This window comes from Kitasatospora sp. NPDC052896 (assembly GCF_044547075.1).
GTDB lineage: Bacteria > Actinomycetota > Actinomycetes > Streptomycetales > Streptomycetaceae > Kitasatospora.
Genome location: NZ_JBITZU010000036.1, coordinates 34,111 through 51,586, shown reverse-complemented (window position 1 = coordinate 51,586; position 17,476 = coordinate 34,111). Strand labels below are relative to the sequence as shown.

Below are 17,476 nucleotides of genomic sequence, written 5' to 3'. Positions count from 1 at the left end.
GCATTCAGCTTATCAGACCCGATCCGCAGTGTTTCCCGCGAATCTTTCCCGACTCACTTCCCGCAATTTCGCTTCCGGCCTTCCGGCTTTCCGCTACCCCGACTCTACCAGAGTTTCCGCACCGCACTTTCCTTCGAAAAGGACATGCAGACACCGAATGCTCATCGCATAATCGGGATGGGGTTTTGTCGCTCTCCCACCACCACCAGGCGGCCGGGGCAACTCGGAGAACACTACGCACCCCCACCGACGAAGTCAAACCGGCCCCGGGCGAGCGCCCGGGGCCGGTTCGTGCGGTCAAGCGAGGTCAGGCCCCGACGGGTCAGACCTCGACCACGACCGGCAGGATCATCGGCCGGCGACGGTAGTTGTCGGCCACCCACTTGCCGATGGTGCGGCGCACCAGCTGCTGCACCTGGCGCGGCTCCAGCACGCCGACGTCGGCGGACTTGCGCAGCGCCTCCTCCAGCTTCTGCACCACCGGGCCGAAGGCGTTGTCCTCGATACCCGAACCGCGGGCCTGGATGGTCGGACCGCTCACGATCTTGCCGCTGGTCGAGTCGACGACCACGAAGACCGAGATGAAGCCCTCCTCGCCGAGGATCCGGCGGTCCTTGAGCGAGGACTCGGTGATGTCGCCGACCGAGCTGCCGTCCACGTAGACGTACCCGGCCTGCACCTTGCCGACGATTCGCGCGACGCCGTCGACCAGGTCGACCACCACGCCGTCCTCGGCGATGACCGTGCGCTCCTTCGGAACACCGGTCTTGATGCCCAGGTCGGCGCAGGCCCGCAGGTGGCGCCACTCGCCGTGCACCGGCATCAGGTTCTTCGGGCGGCAGATGTTGAAGAAGTAGAGCAGCTCGCCCGACGAGGCGTGCCCGGAGACGTGCACCTTGGCGTTGCCCTTGTGCACGACGTTCGCGCCCCACCGGGTCAGACCGTTGATCACCCGGTAGATCGCGGTCTCGTTGCCCGGGATGAGCGACGAGGCGAGCACCACCGTGTCGCCCTCGACGATCCGGATCTGGTGGTCACGGTTGGCCATCCGCGACAGCGCCGCCATCGGCTCGCCCTGCGAGCCGGTGCAGATCAGCACGATCTCCTTGTCCGGGAGGTCGTCCAGGGTCTTCACGTCCACGATCAGGTTGCCCGGCACCTTGAGGTACCCGAGGTCACGGGCGATGCCCATGTTGCGGACCATCGAGCGGCCGACGAAGGCGACCTTGCGCTTGTACTCGTGCGCGGCGTCCAGCACCTGCTGGATCCGGTGCACGTGGCTGGCGAAGGAGGCGACGATGATCCGGCGCTCGGCGTTGGCGAAGACGTTGCGCAGCGCGGCCGAGATGTCCCGCTCGTGCGGGATGAAGCCGGGGACCTCGGCGTTGGTGGAGTCCACCAGCAGCAGGTCCATGCCCTCCTCTGCCAGCTTGGCGAAGGCCGGCAGGTCGGTGAGCCGGCCGTCCAGCGGCAGCTGGTCCATCTTGAAGTCACCGGTGGCGACCACCATGCCGGCGGCGGTGCGCACGGCGACCGCGAGGGCGTCCGGGATGGAGTGGTTGACCGCGATGAACTCGCAGTTGAAGGGGCCGATCTGCTCGCGCTGCCCCTCCTCGACCTCCAGCACGTACGGGCGGATCCGGTGCTCGGCGAGCTTGGCCTCGATCAGGGCCAGGGTGAGCTTCGAACCGATCAGCGGGATGTCCGGGTTCTCCCGGAGCAGGTACGGGACGGCCCCGATGTGGTCCTCGTGCCCGTGGGTGAGGACGATGCCGTCGATCTTGTCCAGGCGGTCCCGGATGGACGAGAAGTCCGGCAGGATCAGGTCGATGCCGGGCTGTTCGTCCTCGGGGAAGAGGACACCGCAGTCGATGATGAGCAGCCGGCCGGCGTGCTCCAGCACCGTCATGTTGCGGCCGATCTCACCGAGGCCGCCGAGCGGAGTGATCCGGATGGCGTTCGGGGCGAGGGCCGGGGGCGCGCCGAGGTCGGGATGGGGGTGGCTCAAAAGACTCTCCTCACGCAGCACGCCATATGCCCGGGGACCTCCCCCTGGAGACATATGGCGTGCGGCTTCGTTGGCTACCTACTGGGTCGTCCGCCCGTCTCCGAGCGGTTGGCTCTGCTGTGCCCTCACGCCGTGATCCGGTCCAGCGGCAGGCCCCTCGGTGCAGGGGCCCGGCGAGCCGGGGGCGCGCACGTTTCTGTCTGTTACAGGTGTACCCCGCCTGCGGCGAGATCCTCCTTCAAGCGGGCGATCTCCTCGGCGGTGGCGTCCACCAGGGGCAGCCGGACCGGACCGGCGGGCAGGCCCTGGAGGCTCAGTGCGGCCTTGGTGAGGATGGCGCCCTGGGTGCGGAACATCCCGCTGAAGACCGGGAGCAGCGCCTGGTGGGCGGCGGTGGCCGCGGCGACGTTCCCGGCGGTGAAGTCCTCGATCATCCCGCGCAGCCGGCCGGCGGCGACATGGGCGACCACACTGACGATGCCGACGGCCCCGACCGAGAGCAGCGGCAGGTTCAGGATGTCGTCGCCGGAGTACCAGGCCAGGTCGGAGCGGGCGATCGCCCAAGCGGCGGCGCCGAGGTCGCCCTTGGCGTCCTTGTTGGCCACGATCCGCGGGTGCTCGCCGAGCCGGACCAGGGTCTCGTGCTCCAGCGCGACTCCGCTGCGCCCGGGGATGTCGTAGAGCATCACCGGCAGCCCGGTGCTGTCCGCGATCGCGACCGAGTGCCGGTACAGGCCCTCCTGCGGCGGCTTGCTGTAGTACGGCGTGACGACCAGCAGCCCGTGCGCGCCGGCGGCCTCGGCCTGCCGGGCCAGCTCGACGCTGTGCGCCGTGTCGTTGGTGCCGACCCCCGCGATGACGTGCGCCCGGTCGCCGACCGCCGCCACCACGGCCCGGACCAGCTGCGCCTTCTCGGCGTCGGTGGTGGTCGGCGACTCGCCGGTGGTGCCGTTGAGGACCAGGCCGTCGTTGCCCTCGTCGACGAGGTGGGCGGCCAGGCGCTGGGCGCCGTCGAGGTCGAGGCCGCCGTCAGCGGTGAACGGGGTCACCATCGCGGTCAGCACCCGGCCGAAAGGGGTCTGCGGTGTGGAGGTCGGAGCCATGGGTCCAAAAATACTCGTAGCCGGTGAGGGGGCGGCCAGGCCGGTCCAGTCTTCGGACGTCCGCCCTGGATAAACCGGGCAAACCATAGGATTCCGGCGCTGCCCGCTCGGGGGTTCAAGCAGCACCGGAATCCGTGCCCCGAGCCTAGGGACGGCCCAGAACCGCTGCAATCCGGACATGCCGGACCGATACATCCATATGCCTATCCACCCAGGTCAGGGTGCGACCCGGCCATGGGTGTTGAAGGCCGCATGGGTGAGCGGCATGAGCTTGGCCCATTCCGCCTCCATCTTTTCGGCCACCATCTCGATCTCGCGCTGCGGGAAGGTCGGCACGATACCGCGCTCGTCCTTGGTGCGCAGCGACAGGAAGTGCATCAGCGACCGGGCGTTGCAGGTGGCGTACATCGAGGAGAAGAGACCGACCGGCAGCACCGCGCGGGCCACCTCGCGGGCCACGCCCTCGCTCAGCATCTCCTGGTAGGCCTCGTACGACTGCTGGTAGGAGCGCTCCATCGCGGTGGTGACCGTCTTGTACTGCTCCGGCGTGCCCTCGTGGAACTCGTACTTGCCGGGCCGGCCCTGCTGGACCAGCCGGCGCTCCTCGCCCGGCACGTAGAAGACCGGCTCCAACTCGCGGTAGCGGCCGCTCTCCTCGTTGTACGACCAGCCCGCCCGGTGCCGGTGGAACTCCCGGAAGACGAAGATCGGCGCGCTGATGAAGAAGGTCAGCGAGTTGTGCTCGAACGGCGTGCCGTGCCGGTCCCGCATCAGGTAGTTGATCAGGCCCTTGGACTTCTCCGGGTCCTGCTGGAGCGCCTCCAGGGACTGCTCGCCCGCGGTCGAGACCCGGGCCGCCCAGATCACGTCCGAGTCGGCGGCGGCGCTGCGGACCAGCTCCACCGTGACATCGCTGCGGAACAGCGGGGTGGTCTCCGCACTGTCGGTCACGCGTTACTCCTCTTTCTCACCGTCGTCGGCGACAGCCTAGGGCGTGCGCCCGGCGTCACCCTCGAAGCTTGATCGCATGCTGCATGGTCTTGCGTGCCCGCGGGGTGTCGCCGGCGTCCGCGTACGCCACGGCCAGCCGGAACCAGACCCGCCAGTCGGCCGGCTCGGCCTCGGCCTCGGCCTGCCGCCTGGCGAAGACCTCGTCGGCCGAGTCCCGGTCGATCCGGCCACCGGCGGTGCGCCGCAGCTCGTCCACCGGCAGGCCGCCCTCGGCCTCCAGCTCGCGGGACATCGCCTCGGTGACCCGGCCGAACTTGACGGTCTGCCACAGGAACCAGATCCCGATGGCCGGGATGACGAACGCGCAGACCCCGATGCCGATCCCGAACGGCTTGCCGGTGGCGATCAGTTGGACCCCCTCGCCGATGCAGATCAGCGAGACGAGCAGGAGGACGGCGGCGAGGATGAAGAACCCGGTGCGTGAGGTCATGGTCGGCTCACAGGTCCAGGAAGTGTTCGAGGCCGAAGGTCAGCCCCGGGGTCTCGGTCACCCGCCGCACGCCCAGCAGGATGCCCGGCATGAAGCAGCTGTGGTGCAGCGAGTCGTGCCGGATGGTCAGGGTCTCCCCGGTGTCCCCGAAGAGCACCTCCTGGTGCGCCAGCAGGCCGCGCAGCCGGACCGCGTGCACCGGCACCCCGTCCACGTCGGCGCCGCGGGCGCCGGGCAGGCCGTGGCTGGTCGGGTCCTCCTGGCGCGGGCGGCCGGCGGCCTCGCGGGCGGCCGCGATCAGCTGCGCGGTGCGGGTGGCGGTGCCGGAGGGCGCGTCGGCCTTCCGGTTGTGGTGCAGCTCGACCACCTCGACCGACTCGAAGTACTTCGCCGCCTGCTGGGCGAACTGCATGGTGAGCACCGCGCCGATGGAGAAGTTCGGCGCGATCAGGCAGCCCACCGGGCCGGTGCCGGTGCTGGGCGCGGCGGCCAGCCAGCCGGTCAGCAGCTCCAGCCGCTCGGGGGTCCAGCCGGTGGTGCCGACCACGGTGTGGATCCCGTTCGCGGTGCAGTACTCCAGGTTCCGCATCACCGCGTCGGGGTGGGTCAGCTCGACGGCGACCTGGGCACCGCTCTCGACCAGGGTCTCCAGCCCGGAGTCCCGGCCCAGGGCGGCGACCAACTCCAGGTCGGGCGCGGCCTGGACGGCCCGGACGGCCTCGGAGCCGATCCGGCCGGTGGCGCCGATCACGGCGACGCGCAGCGTCATGGGGGTCCTTTCGGAGGGTCGGGCCGGCTCAGGCCAGCAGGTCGACGAGCTTGGCGGCCCGCCGGTCGGTGATCGGACCGATCAGGGCGAGCGAGGGCCGGTACGCCCCCAGCACATCACGCGCCACCTGCTGGACATCCTCCAGGGTGACCCCGGAGATCTTCGCCAGCATGTCGTCGACCGACAGGTGACTGCCGTAGCAGAGCTCGGCCTTGCCGATCCGGTTCATCAGCGAGCCGGTGTCCTCCATGCCGAGCACGGTGGAGCCGGAGATCTGGCCGATCGCGCGGCGCAGCTCCTCCTCGGTGATGCCCTCGGCGACCACCTTGGCGAGCTCCTCGCGGCAGATCCGCAGCACCTCCTCGACCCGCTTGGGCTGGCAGCCGGCGTAGACGCCGAACAGGCCGGTGTCGGCGTAGGAGGAGGAGTACGAGTAGACCGAGTAGGCCAGCCCGCGCTTCTCCCGCACCTCCTGGAAGAGCCGGGAGCTCATCCCGCCGCCGAGCGCCGCGTTGAGCACGCCCAGCGCCCAGCGGCGCTCGTCGTGCCGGGGCACGCCGGGCACCCCGAGCACCAGGTGCGCCTGCTCGGTGGCCCGGTTGAGCACCTCGACCTGGCCGGAGGTGCGCACCGGCTTCCGCCCGCGCCGGACCTCGGCCGGGGCGGCGGCCGACTTGGCGAGCACCTCGGCGAAGGCGGCCTCGACCTGCTGGACGACCTTGCGGTGGTCCAGGTTGCCGGCAGCCGCGACGACCAGTTGCTCGGGCCGGTAGCGGCGCTTGAAGAAGCCGGCGATCTGGTCCCTGGTCAGGCCGTTGACGGTCTCCTGGGTGCCCAGGATCGGCCGGCCGAGCGGGGTCGAACCGTAGATCACCTTGGCGAACAGGTCGTGCACCACGTCGCCCGGGTCGTCCTCGGCCATCGCCATCTCCTCGAGGATGACGCCGCGCTCGGCCTCCACGTCCTCGGTGCGGATCAGCGAGCCGGTGAGCATGTCGCAGACCACGTCGATGGCCAGCGGCAGGTCGGCGTCCAGCACCCGCGCGTAGTAGCAGGTGTTCTCCTTGGCGGTGAAGGCGTTCATCTCGCCGCCGACCGCGTCCAGCGCGGCCGAGATCTCCAGCGCGCTACGCCGCGCGGTGCCCTTGAAGAGCAGGTGCTCGAGGTAGTGGGTGGCGCCGTTGAGGACCGGGGTCTCGTCGCGCGAGCCGACCCCGACCCAGATGCCGAAGGTCGCCGAGCGGACCGTCGGCAGGGTCTCGGTGACGACTCGCAGGCCGCCGGGCAGGACGGTGCGGCGCACCGTTCCGGCGCCGTCCACGCCCTTGAGCAGGGTCCGGGTGCTGCCGGGGCGCTGCTTCGCCGCCGAGGCCTGGGACACGGAACGTCCTTTCACCGGAGCACGGCTCCGGGGTGATGCGGTGACAACAGGGTGCGGCCCGTACGCCGCGAGGGGCGTACGGGCCGCGGGATCAGCGGACGAGCGTCACTCGGCCGCGGCGGCCTCGCCGCCCTCGGCGTCCTCGATGACCGGGATCAGCGAGAGCTTGCCACGCGGGTCGATCTCGGCGATCTCGACCTGGACCTTGGCGCCGACGCCGAGCACGTCCTCGACGTTCTCCACGCGCTTGCCACCGGCCAGCTTGCGGATCTGCGAGATGTGCAGCAGGCCGTCCTTGCCCGGCATGAGCGAGACGAACGCGCCGAACGTCGTGGTCTTCACCACGGTGCCCAGGTAGCGCTCGCCGACCTCCGGCATGGTCGGGTTGGCGATCTGGTTGATCGTCGTACGGGCAGCCTCCGCCGAGGGGCCGTCGACCGCACCGATGTAGATGGTGCCGTCGTCCTCGATGGTGATGTCCGCGCCGGTGTCCTCCTGGATCTGGTTGATCATCTTGCCCTTGGGGCCGATGACCTCACCGATCTTGTCCACCGGGATCTTGATGGTGATGATGCGCGGCGCGTTCGGCGACATCTCGTCGGGCGCGTCGATGGCCTCGTTCATCACGTCGAGGATGTGCAGGCGGGCGTCCTTGGCCTGCTTGAGGGCGGCGGCCAGGACGGAGGCCGGGATGCCGTTCAGCTTGGTGTCCAGCTGCAGGGCGGTGATGAAGTTGCGGGTACCGGCGACCTTGAAGTCCATGTCGCCGTACGCGTCCTCGGCGCCCAGGATGTCGGTCAGCGCGACGTAGTGGGTCTCACCGTCGATCTCCTGCGAGATCAGGCCCATGGCGATACCGGCGACGGCGGCCTTCAGCGGCACACCGGCGTTCAGCAGCGACATGGTGGAGGCGCAGACCGAACCCATCGAGGTGGACCCGTTGGAGCCGAGCGCCTCGGAGACCTGGCGGATCGCGTAGGGGAACTCCTCGCGGGTCGGCAGCACCGGGATGAGCGCCCGCTCGGCCAGCGCGCCGTGACCGATCTCGCGGCGCTTCGGGGAGCCCACCCGACCGGTCTCGCCGACCGAGTACGGCGGGAAGTTGTAGTTGTGCATGTAGCGGCGCCGGGTCTCCGGGGAGAGGGTGTCCAGCTGCTGCTCCATGCGGAGCATGTTCAGGGTGGTGACGCCCAGGATCTGGGTCTCGCCACGCTCGAACAGCGCCGAGCCGTGCACCCGCGGGATCGCCTCGACCTCGGCGGCCAGGGTGCGGATGTCGGTGACGCCGCGGCCGTCGATGCGGACCTTGTCCTTGATGACCCGCTCGCGGACGATCTTCTTAGTCAGCGCGTTGTAGGCGGCGCTGATCTCCTTCTCGCGACCCTCGAACTCGGGGAGCAGCTTCTCGCCGGCCAGCGCCTTGACGCGGTCCAGCTCGTTGTTGCGCTCCTGCTTGCCCGGGATGGTGAGCGCCTGGGCCAGCTCGTCCTTGACGGCGGCGGTCAGCGCGGCGAGCACGTCGTCCTGGTAGTCCAGGAAGACCGGGAACTCGGCGGTGGGCTTGGCGGCCTGGGCGGCCAGCCGGGCCTGCGCCTCGCAGAGCACCTTGATGAACGGCTTGGCGGCGTCCAGACCGCCGGCCACGACCTCCTCGGAGGGGGCCTCGGCGCCACCGGCGACCAGCTTGATGGTCTTGTCGGTGGCCTCGGCCTCGACCATCATGATCGCGACATCGCCGTCGGCCAGCACCCGGCCGGCGACGACCATGTCGAAGACGGCCTCCTCCAGCTCGCTGTGGGTCGGGAAGGCCACCCACTGGCCGCGGATCAGCGCGACGCGGACGCCGCCGATCGGGCCGGAGAACGGCAGGCCGGCCAGCTGGGTGGAGGCGGAGGCGGCGTTGATCGCGACCACGTCGTACAGGTGGTCGGGGTTGAGCGCCATGACGGTGGCGACGACCTGGACCTCGTTGCGCAGGCCCTTGACGAAGGACGGGCGCAGCGGGCGGTCGATCAGGCGGCAGGTCAGGATGGCGTCCTCGGAGGGGCGGCCCTCACGACGGAAGAACGAGCCGGGGATCCGGCCCGCGGCGTACATCCGCTCCTCGACGTCCACGGTCAGCGGGAAGAAGTCGAAGTGCTCCTTCGGCGCCTTGGACGCGCTGGTGGCCGACAGCACCATGGTGTCGTCGTCCAGGTAGGCCACGGCCGAACCGGCGGCCTGGCGGGCCAGCCGGCCGGTCTCGAAGCGGATGGTACGGGTGCCGAAGGAGCCGTTGTCGATCACGGCCTCGGCGTAGAACACGTTCTCTTCCACCTGGAAGATCTCCTCTTTCGTACGTCTCCGGGAGAGCGCCCCCGCGCTGCCTGCCTGCGGGGCCCTGACCTGCCGGGCCGGTCTTCGATCGAAGCCCCCGGGCGCTACCGCTCGGTCTGCGGTACTCCCGGCGGCCACTACCGAGGACCGGCGCCTCTCGGCTGCCAGGCCTGATCGGCGGGCTGCTGCACGCCTCGGCGAATGGACGCTCTCTCGGACGCGGGCGGCTTCCGTTTGAAGCCTGCGGCCCGCTGGGGGTTTGTGCCACTGCTCGGGTGGGGCGCCATGAACCGGCGCCATTTCCCGGCATGCCCACAACCCTACGGTGCAATCCTCGGCTGCCCCGGGAGGCGACCGCGATTTGCTCGCGCGCGGTGTCCGGCGCGCGGTACGCGCGAGGGGCGGCTCCCCGGTGGGGAGCCGCCCCAGGCAGCGGTCTTAGCGGGCGCCGCCGGCGGCACCGCGGCGGATGCCGAGACGGTCGACGAGCGTACGGAAGCGCTCGATGTCCTTCTTGGCCAGGTACTGCAGCAGCCGGCGGCGCTGGCCGACCAGGATCAGCAGGCCACGACGGCTGTGGTGGTCGTGCTTGTGGAACTTGAGGTGCTCGGTCAGGTCCGAGATGCGACGGGAGAGCATGGCCACCTGGACCTCGGGGGAGCCGGTGTCGCCCTCCTTGGTCCCGTACTCGGCGATGATCTGCTTCTTGACGGCGGCGTCGAGGGCCACTGCGTCTCCTTCTGGGGTTCCTACCGAGTGACTCTGGTCTACGGCACAGGGTCTGCTTGAACTCGGATCGAAGGCCAAGGGTACCAGCAGCCGCCCGACCGACCGTTCCGCACCGTCCGGCCCGACCGGTTGTCCCCTCTTTACCCGGAACCCGGGACGGCCCCCGCGCGGTGACCGGGGGTGACCGGTGGACGGGGGCGCGACGGGCGCCGACCGTCCGCCTGTCGGGATTTTCGGGAACTTTTTCCGGGCCGTCGGCTGCGGTTATCGTCGCCGGCCGCGGGGGCGGTTGGGGCGCTCTGACATGCCTGGGCCAGCCGTGGCCAGTGTGGCAGCTGACCTTTGATTCATGTGCGCAACGTGCAGTTCACCTTTGATCCAAGCCCCGTTGGCCAAAGGTAACAAGTCGGACATCGAGCGCGACGGGCTTAGCTGATCTTCGGTTTGGATAGTCATGCGGTTCGACGCAACGGATTCCGAAGCAATTCCGCCATTGACGCGATCAATACGCCCCACGCACCATGGGCCGGCCGGGAGCGAGCTGCACCACAGAGGCCGAACACCCCCCGCCGGAGGCGATACCGCTCCCCGCCCAGCACCGCACAGGACCGCGCCCCTCGCGCTGAGCCGATCGGACCCCCGCCATGACCGACACGCTTCGTCCGCCCTCCGCCACCACGCCGGTGACGGTCCGTACCACCGAAGCCCCGCAGACGCTCAAGCGTTCCCTCGGTGTGGTCGGCGGCACGCTGCTGACGCTCTCCTGCGTCACCCCGGCCTCCTCGCTCTTCGTCCTGGTGCCCTCGCTCTTCAACGCTCTGGGCACGGCCACCGCGCTGACCATCGGGATCGGCGCGGTCCTCTGCGTCGCGGTGGCCTTCTGCTACTCCGAGCTGGGCACCCTGATCCCCAGCGCCGGCGGTGAGTACGCGATGGTCGGCACGCTGGCCGGGCGGTTCGCCGGCTGGCTGGTCTTCATCCAGTCGCTGATCGTCGTGATGATCGTCCCGTCGGTGATCGCCATCGGCACGGCCGCCTACCTCGCGCCGATCGTGCACCTCAGCCCGGCGGTGGCCGGCGCCGGCGTGATGCTCGCCGCCACCGTGGCCGGCCTGCTCGACCTGCGCGCCAACGCCTGGATCACCGGCATCTTCCTGGTGCTGGAGGTGATCGCGGCCGGCGTGGTCTCGGTGCTCGGCTTCGCGCACAGCCAGCGCGGCGTCGGCAGCCTGTTCCACGGCGTGCTGGCCGACGCCCACGGGGTGACCAGCCCGGTCGGCCTGGGCGCCATCTTCGCCGCGATGGGCACCGCGCTCTTCGTCACCCAGGGCTTCAGCACCGCGATCTACCTCTCCGAGGAGCTGGAGAACCCGCGCCGCAACGTCGCCCGGACCGTGCTGTGGACGCTCGGCCTCTCGGCCGTGGTGATCATGGTCCCGGTCATCGCGATCACCCTGGGCGCGCCCGACCTGGCCACCCTGACCGGTGGCGACATCTCCGGCATGGTGGCCGGCTGGAGCGACTCCGCGCTCGGCACCTTCATCAGCCTCTGCATCGCGCTGGCGATCATCAACGCCGGCATCGTCATGGTGATCCAGAACTCCCGGGTGCTCTTCGCCTCCGGCCGCGACAAGGCCTGGCCGGCGCCGGTCAACAAGGCCTTCGGCACCCTGAACAAGTTCAACGCCCCCTGGGTCTCCACCCTCGCGGTCGGCGTGCCCGGCGCGGCGCTCTGCTTCGTTCCCGGCACCCTGCTCACCAACATCACCGGTGTCGCGGTCGCCGCGCTCTACCTGCTGGTCGCCGTCGCCGCGCTGCTCTCCCGCCGGGCGCAGCACAAGGACGTACCGGCCTGGCGCCAGCCGCTCTGGCCGGTGCTGCCGGCGCTGCTGATCCTGGTCCTCTGCTACGTGCTGACCCAGCTGGACACCACCGCGCTGATCTGGACCGGCGGGATCACCGCGGTGGCCAGCCTCTACTGGGTCTTCTTCCTGCGCCCGCGCCCGGAGAGCCACTGGGTGATCACCCTTCCGGAGGACGAGCGGATCTGACCGCCGCTTGACCCCGCCCGCCCCGGACGGCCCGGGCACCTCCCCCACGGTGCCCGGGCCGTCGGGCTGTCGGGCCGGGGGCCGGAGGCCTCAGCCGCCCATCGCGCGGGCCCGTGCGTAGAGGTCGAGCACGCCGAGGCAGAGCGGCACCAGGGAGAGCAGCACCGCGGCGTCCACCAGCTCCAGCAGCCGGCCCCAGCGCGGGGTCAGGCCGCCCCGCGGGACGAGCACGCCGACCGTCAGCAGGACCGCCGCGAGCAGGGTGAGGGCGAGCACCGGACCGAGCGCCCGGGCACCGGCCGGCGGGTGCGTCGCCAGGCCGAGCGTGAGCAGGCAGAACGTGCCGAGGCCGGCCACCAGCAGCGCGACCACCTGCCCGGTGAGCCGGAACAGCCGGGCCCGCAGCAACGCGGCCAGGCCCAGGGCCGGCGCGAGCAGCCGGGCGAACGCGGAGTCGGTGCCGCCCAGCACCCCGGCGGCCACCACGAGGACGGCCGCGCACCCGCCGACCAGGCCGAGCAGCAGCTCGTGCCCGCGCCGGGCCAGCGCCGCGATCCGCTCGGCGTCCGGCTGCTGGGGGCCACCGGGCCGATCCGGGCCACCACCGCCGCCACCCTCGTCGCCGCCGCCGTCACCGCTGTCACTGCCGCCGTCGCCGCCGTCCAGCGGGTCGCGGAAGGCGATCGGCAGCCGGGCGAACCGCGCCGCGAGGCCGGGCAGGAACCCGATCAGGCCCACCGCCGCGACGCCCGCCACCGCGGCCGCCGCGCTCGGTGCGGCGCCGGTCAGGATCGTCCCGAAGGCGGCCGCCACGCCGGTGGCCGCCAGCAGCGCGGCCGCCACGAAGGGCGCGTCGCCCAGCGGCAGCAGCACGACCAGCAGCACCGAGGTGATCAGCAGCGCGGTGCACCCGGCGAGCAGCTGCGACCGGCCCGGTCCCGCCCCGGCGTCGGGCGGGAGCAGCGCGGTGCCCGCGACCAGCGCGTGCGGCAGGGCACCGAGGCCGAGCGCGACCGCCGACGGCCGGTCGTCGTACACCCGGGACCTGGCCCCGGCGAGGGCGACCAGCAGGACGGCCAGCACCGCCGCGGTGGTCCCGGGCAGGCCGCGGGTCAGATGGCGAACCGGGTCGACGGACCAGAGCAGCAGCGCGGCCAGCGTCAGCAGCAGCACCCCGGAGGTCAGGCCGAAGAAGAGCAGCCGTCCGTCGTGCCAGTGCCGCGGGTCGCACCGGACGGCCGCGGCGACGGCCTCCGTGACGTCGTCGTAGATCGGTGCGGGCGGCGGGTGGCCGCACGGGCGCAGCAGCAGCAACTCGCCGTCCAGCACCCGCTGGGCGGCCAGGCTGCGCGAGGGGTCGAGCGCCGAGCCGTCCCGCCGGACGAGTCGGCGGCCGACCGGCTCGCCCTCGGCGGCCGGCTCGCCGCAGAGCCGCCACACCTCCGGATACAGGTCGGCCAACGGGACGTCCTCCGGAAGGGCCAGATCGACCCGCCGCCCGGCCCCCGTGACGGTGAGCCGGCAGAAGCCGGCGGCGGTGGGCTGCACCAAGCGGGCACCTCTCTCTGGTCTCTCTCCGGCCCCTCCCCAGGGGGTCGCCCCGTACCTTAGGCGCGCCGACCGGGTGTCCCGGCCCCACTACGATCGTCCCGGCCCGGGCCGGGACGCCGCCGAGCTGTCGTCAATCATCGAGGATTGGTGCCGAGTTGAGCGTGGTCACCGTCAAGCGGCTGCCCAGGCTGTCACCCCCGGGGGTGCCGGGTGAGCCGGTCGTTCTGGTGGCGCCGCCCGAACTCCCCCCGGAGCGGGACGGTGGGGGCGGGTGGACCGAACTGCTGCCGCTGCTCGGCATGGGCTCCTCCGCCGCGTTCCTCTTCCTGCCCGGGGCCACCGGGTTCATGAAGGTGATGGGTGGCCTGATGGCCGCCTCGACCGTGGCGATGGCGCTGGCCCAGCTCGTCCACGCCCGCCGCGGCGACTCCGGTGACCTGACGCGCGACCGACGCGACCACCTGCGCCATCTGGGCCAGGCCCGCCGCGGGCTGCGCCGGACCGCCCGGCTGCAACGGGCCGCCGCGCTCTTCACCCACCCCGATCCCGGGCAGCTGTGGGCGCTGGCCGCCGACGGCCGGCGGGTCTGGGAACGCCGGCCGGGGGACCCGGACTTCGGCCAGGTCCGGATCGGCACCGGCACCCAGCGGCTCGCCACGCCGATCACGCTGCCGCCGACCGCCCCGCTGGACCGGCTGGAGCCACTGACCGCGCAGGCCGTCCAGCGACTGGTCGCCACCCACGGCACGCTCGACGCGATGCCGATGACCGTCGCGCTGCGCGGCTTCCGCCACCTCGCGCTGGCCGGCGACCCGGAGACCGTCCACGGGGTGACCCGGTCCCTGCTCGCCCAGCTGACCACCCTGCACTCGCCCGAGGACCTGGTGCTGGCGGTGGCCTGCGGGCCCGGTTCGGCGGCGGCGTGGGAGTGGACCAAGTGGCTGCCGCACGCGCAGGACGTCGGCTCGGCCGACGGTGCGGGCAGCGGCCGGCTGGTCCGGGGCGGCCTGGACGAACTGGAGACCCTGCTGGCGGACCGGTTGTCCGGCCGGCCGCGGTTCGACCCGGGCGGTCCGCCGGTCCTCGACCGGCCGCACCTGGTGGTGCTGCTGGACGGCGGCCGGGTGCCCGGTGACTCACCGCTGGTCGGCGGCGAGGGCCTGCAGGGGGTGACCGTCATCGAGCTGCTCCGCGGCGGGGCGCGCGGTGACCTGCGGCTCACGGCCACGCCCGAGCGGCTCTCCGTGGAACTCCCGGACGGCACGACGTACCGCGGCGGGCCGGACCGGATCAGCGGCGTCCAGGCCGAGGCGCTGGCCCGGCTGCTCGCGCCGCTCCGGCCCGCCGGTCCGGGCGGCGACGAACCGCCGCTCTCCGGGCTCGACTTCACCGACCTGCTGGAGCGACCGCGCGCCGCGCAGGAGCGGCTGCGGGTGCCGATCGGCGTCGGCGAGGGCGGCGAGCCGGTGCTGCTCGACCTCAAGGAGGCGGCGCAGGAGGGGATGGGACCGCACGGCCTGTGCGTCGGCGCGACCGGCTCCGGCAAGTCCGAACTGTTGCGCACTCTGGTGCTCGGGCTCGCGGCCACCCACTCCCCGGAGACGCTGAACTTCGTCCTGGCCGACTTCAAGGGTGGTGCCACCTTCGCCGAGCTGGCCGAACTCCCGCACGTGGCCGCGCTGATCACCAACCTGGCCGAAGACCTCGCGCTGGTCGAGCGGATGGCCGAGGCCGTCTCCGGCGAGTTGACCCGCCGCCAGGAACTCCTGCGCGCGGCAGGCAACTTCGCCAACCTCACCGACTACGAACGGGCCCGGACGACCGGCGCGGCACTCGCGGCGCTGCCCACGCTGCTCCTGGTGATCGACGAGTTCAGTGAACTGCTCACCGCCAGGCCGGAGTTCATCGACGTCTTCATCCAGATCGGACGGATCGGACGGTCGTTGGGGGTGCACCTGCTGCTCGCCTCGCAGCGTCTGGAGGAGAGCCGGCTGCGCGGCCTGGAGGCCTACCTCTCCTACCGGATCGGGCTGCGGACCTTCTCGGCGGCCGAGTCGCGCACGGCGATCGGCGTGCCGGACGCCTACCACCTGCCGCCGGTCCCGGGCGTCGGCTACCTCAGGACCGGCACCGACGGCCTGGTCCGGTTCACCGCCGGATACGTCTCCGGGCCCCACCGACCGGGCGGTTCGGGCGCTCCGGTCGGCGGCGGGCGGCGTCCGGCGCTGTTCACCGCCGCGCCGGTGCCGCTGCCGGCGGTCGAGCCGCCCGTGCTGGGGGTGGACGGCGAGACCGTGCTGGAGGCGGTGGTGCGGCGCCTCGCGGGCCAGGGCCCGCCGGCGCACCGGGTCTGGCTGCCGCCGCTGGAGCGGTCCCCGTCCCTCGACGGGCTGCTGCCGCCGCTCGTCGCCACTCCCGAGCGCGGGCTCACCGCCCCCGGGCACCCCGCGCTCGGCCGGCTCACCGTGCCGGTCGGCCTGGTGGACCGGCCCGCCCAGCAGCGCCGTGACGTGTGGTCGCTGGACTTCTCCGGCGCGGCCGGCCACGCGCTGGTCGTCGGCGGTCCGCGCTCGGGCAAGTCCACCCTGCTGCGAACCGTCATCGCCTCGTTCGGGCTCACCCACACGCCGACCGAGACCCAGTTCTACTGCCTGGACTTCGGTGGTGGCGGCCTGCTCGCGCTCGACGACCTCCCGCACGTCGGCCAGGTCGCCACTCGGCTCGATCCGGAGCGGGTCCGCCGGACCGTCGCCGAGGTGCACGGCGTGCTGAACGCCCGGGAGGAGCTCTTCCGGGCCGAGCGGATCGACTCGGTGGAGACCTACCGCCGGCACCGGGCGGCCGGCCGGTTCCCGGAGCTGCCCTGGGGTGACGTCTTCCTGGTTATCGACGGCTGGGCCGCCTTCCGCGGCGAGAACGAGCCGCTCGAGCCGGTGGTCCAGGACATCGCCGCCCGCGGCCTCAACTTCGGCGTGCACCTGGTGATCACCGCGGCCCGTCCCGGCGAGCTGCGGCCGGGCCTGCGCGACCAGCTGCTCGGCCGGGTCGAGCTGCGGCTGAGCGACCCGATGGACTCCGAGGTCGACCGCCGGCGGGCTGGAACCGTCCCGATCGGCCGGCCGGGCCGTGGCCTGACCCCCGACCGGCTGCACTGGCTGGCCGGGCTGCCCCGACTGGACGGCTCGGCCGTCGTCGAGGACCTCGCGGACGGCACCGCGGCCCTGGTGACGGCGGTGCGCGACGCCTGGCCGGGCGCGCCGGCGCCCCGGGTGCGGCTGCTGCCCGAGCTGCTGGACGCCGACCGGCTGCCCGGGGGCGGCGAGCAGCCACGCTCCGGGGTCGCCTTCGGCATCGACGAGGACGCGCTGGCACCGGTCTTCGTCGACTTCGAGACCGACCCGCTGTTCCTGGTCTACGGCGGCGCGGAGTCGGGCAAGAGCGCGCTGCTGCGGCTGCTGACGCACCAGATCGCCGAGCGCTACCCGCCGGAGCGGGCGCTGCTGGTGGTCGCCGACTACCGGCGGGCGCACCTCGGGCGGTTGCCGGAACGCCACCTGCACCAGTACTGCACCGCGCAGCCGCAGCTGCGGGAGGTGCTGACCTCGCTGGCCGGTTCGATGGGCCGCCGGCTGCCCGGACCGGACGTCACCCCCGAGCAGCTGGACGAGCGCAGCTGGTACCACCAGCCGGACGCCTTCGTCGTCGTCGACGACTACGACCTGGTGGCGGTCGCCGGTGGCAACCCGCTGCAACCGCTGCTGGAGTACCTCCCGTTCGCCCGCGACCTCGGGCTGCGGGTGATCGTCGCGCGGAACTCGGCCGGCGCCGGGCGCGCCTCGTTCGAGCCGGTGACCACGCGGATGCGGGAGTTGGGCGCGCAGGGCGTGCTGCTCTCCGGGGACGCCGCCGAGGGCCCGCTGCTCGGCGGCGTCAGGCCGCGGGCACTGCCGCCGGGGCGCGGAGTCTTCGTCGGGCGAAGGGGAGCGCCGCGCGTGGTCCAGACTGGGTGGCACGCAATCCGGTGAGGATGTTCCAGATGGTGAGGGGGTCGGGCCAGTGGTCGAGGTGACCAGGGGTCATGGTTGTCTGTCGGCCGGCACGCCCCCGCCGACCGCCGGCACCACCCA

Annotated in this window: 11 protein-coding genes; 2 read left to right on the top strand and 9 right to left on the bottom strand. The window is 72.1% G+C overall.

Features of this window, described 5'->3' with window-relative positions:
- Positions 1–322 precede the first annotated feature (322 nt).
- The 8 genes from ACIGXM_RS35280 to rpsO all read right to left on the bottom strand — a co-directional run bounded on the left by ACIGXM_RS35280 (position 323) and on the right by rpsO (position 9,747).
- Positions 323–2,008, bottom strand: coding sequence for a ribonuclease J (locus ACIGXM_RS35280; protein ID WP_396568207.1), 1,686 nt, complete (start codon positions 2,006–2,008; stop codon positions 323–325).
- A 203-nt stretch (positions 2,009–2,211) separates the two neighbouring features.
- Positions 2,212–3,111, bottom strand: a complete 900-nt coding sequence (gene dapA / locus ACIGXM_RS35275; protein ID WP_396568206.1) for a 4-hydroxy-tetrahydrodipicolinate synthase — start codon at positions 3,109–3,111, stop codon at positions 2,212–2,214.
- A gap of 216 nt (positions 3,112–3,327) precedes the next feature.
- Positions 3,328–4,062, bottom strand: a complete 735-nt coding sequence (gene thyX / locus ACIGXM_RS35270; protein WP_396568205.1) for an FAD-dependent thymidylate synthase — start codon at positions 4,060–4,062, stop codon at positions 3,328–3,330.
- A 55-nt stretch (positions 4,063–4,117) separates the two neighbouring features.
- Positions 4,118–4,552, bottom strand: a complete 435-nt coding sequence (locus tag ACIGXM_RS35265) for a hypothetical protein (protein ID WP_396568204.1) — start codon at positions 4,550–4,552, stop codon at positions 4,118–4,120.
- Between the two features lie 7 nt (positions 4,553–4,559).
- Entirely contained in the window at positions 4,560–5,321 is a 762-nt protein-coding gene (gene dapB / locus ACIGXM_RS35260; RefSeq protein WP_396568203.1) for a 4-hydroxy-tetrahydrodipicolinate reductase, read from the bottom strand.
- 28 nt (positions 5,322–5,349) lie between these two features.
- A complete protein-coding gene (locus ACIGXM_RS35255) occupies positions 5,350–6,702 on the bottom strand; it encodes a M16 family metallopeptidase (RefSeq protein ID WP_396568202.1) in 1,353 nt (450 codons plus the stop codon).
- Positions 6,703–6,807: 105 nt separating this feature from the next.
- Positions 6,808–9,018: a polyribonucleotide nucleotidyltransferase gene (locus ACIGXM_RS35250; protein ID WP_396568201.1), complete on the bottom strand. Its 2,211-nt coding sequence runs from the start codon at positions 9,016–9,018 to the stop codon at positions 6,808–6,810.
- Positions 9,019–9,456: 438 nt separating this feature from the next.
- Complete coding sequence (rpsO, locus tag ACIGXM_RS35245) at positions 9,457–9,747, bottom strand: 30S ribosomal protein S15 (protein WP_396568200.1); 291 nt, start codon at positions 9,745–9,747, stop codon at positions 9,457–9,459.
- 644 nt (positions 9,748–10,391) lie between these two features.
- Between rpsO and ACIGXM_RS35240 the strand changes: the two genes are divergently transcribed.
- Positions 10,392–11,798: an APC family permease gene (locus ACIGXM_RS35240; protein WP_396568199.1), complete on the top strand. Its 1,407-nt coding sequence runs from the start codon at positions 10,392–10,394 to the stop codon at positions 11,796–11,798.
- 90 nt (positions 11,799–11,888) lie between these two features.
- Here ACIGXM_RS35240 and eccD read toward each other — a convergent pair whose 3' ends face one another.
- Positions 11,889–13,349: a type VII secretion integral membrane protein EccD gene (gene eccD, locus ACIGXM_RS35235; protein ID WP_396568198.1), complete on the bottom strand. Its 1,461-nt coding sequence runs from the start codon at positions 13,347–13,349 to the stop codon at positions 11,889–11,891.
- 155 nt (positions 13,350–13,504) lie between these two features.
- Here eccD and eccCa point away from each other — a divergent pair, with 155 nt between their 5' ends.
- A complete protein-coding gene (gene eccCa / locus ACIGXM_RS35230) occupies positions 13,505–17,374 on the top strand; it encodes a type VII secretion protein EccCa (RefSeq protein ID WP_396568197.1) in 3,870 nt (1,289 codons plus the stop codon).
- Positions 17,375–17,476: the final 102 nt, after the last annotated feature.

What these genes read in the sequence shown, in the direction of transcription:
- dapA (WP_396568206.1), bottom strand. Translation starts at nt 3,111, where the DNA reads ATGGCTCCGACCTCCACACCGCAGACCCCTTTCGGCCGGGTGCTGACC.
- ACIGXM_RS35265 (WP_396568204.1), bottom strand. Translation starts at nt 4,552, where the DNA reads ATGACCTCACGCACCGGGTTCTTCATCCTCGCCGCCGTCCTCCTGCTC.
- dapB (WP_396568203.1), bottom strand. Translation starts at nt 5,321, where the DNA reads ATGACGCTGCGCGTCGCCGTGATCGGCGCCACCGGCCGGATCGGCTCC.
- ACIGXM_RS35240 (WP_396568199.1), top strand. Translation starts at nt 10,392, where the DNA reads ATGACCGACACGCTTCGTCCGCCCTCCGCCACCACGCCGGTGACGGTC.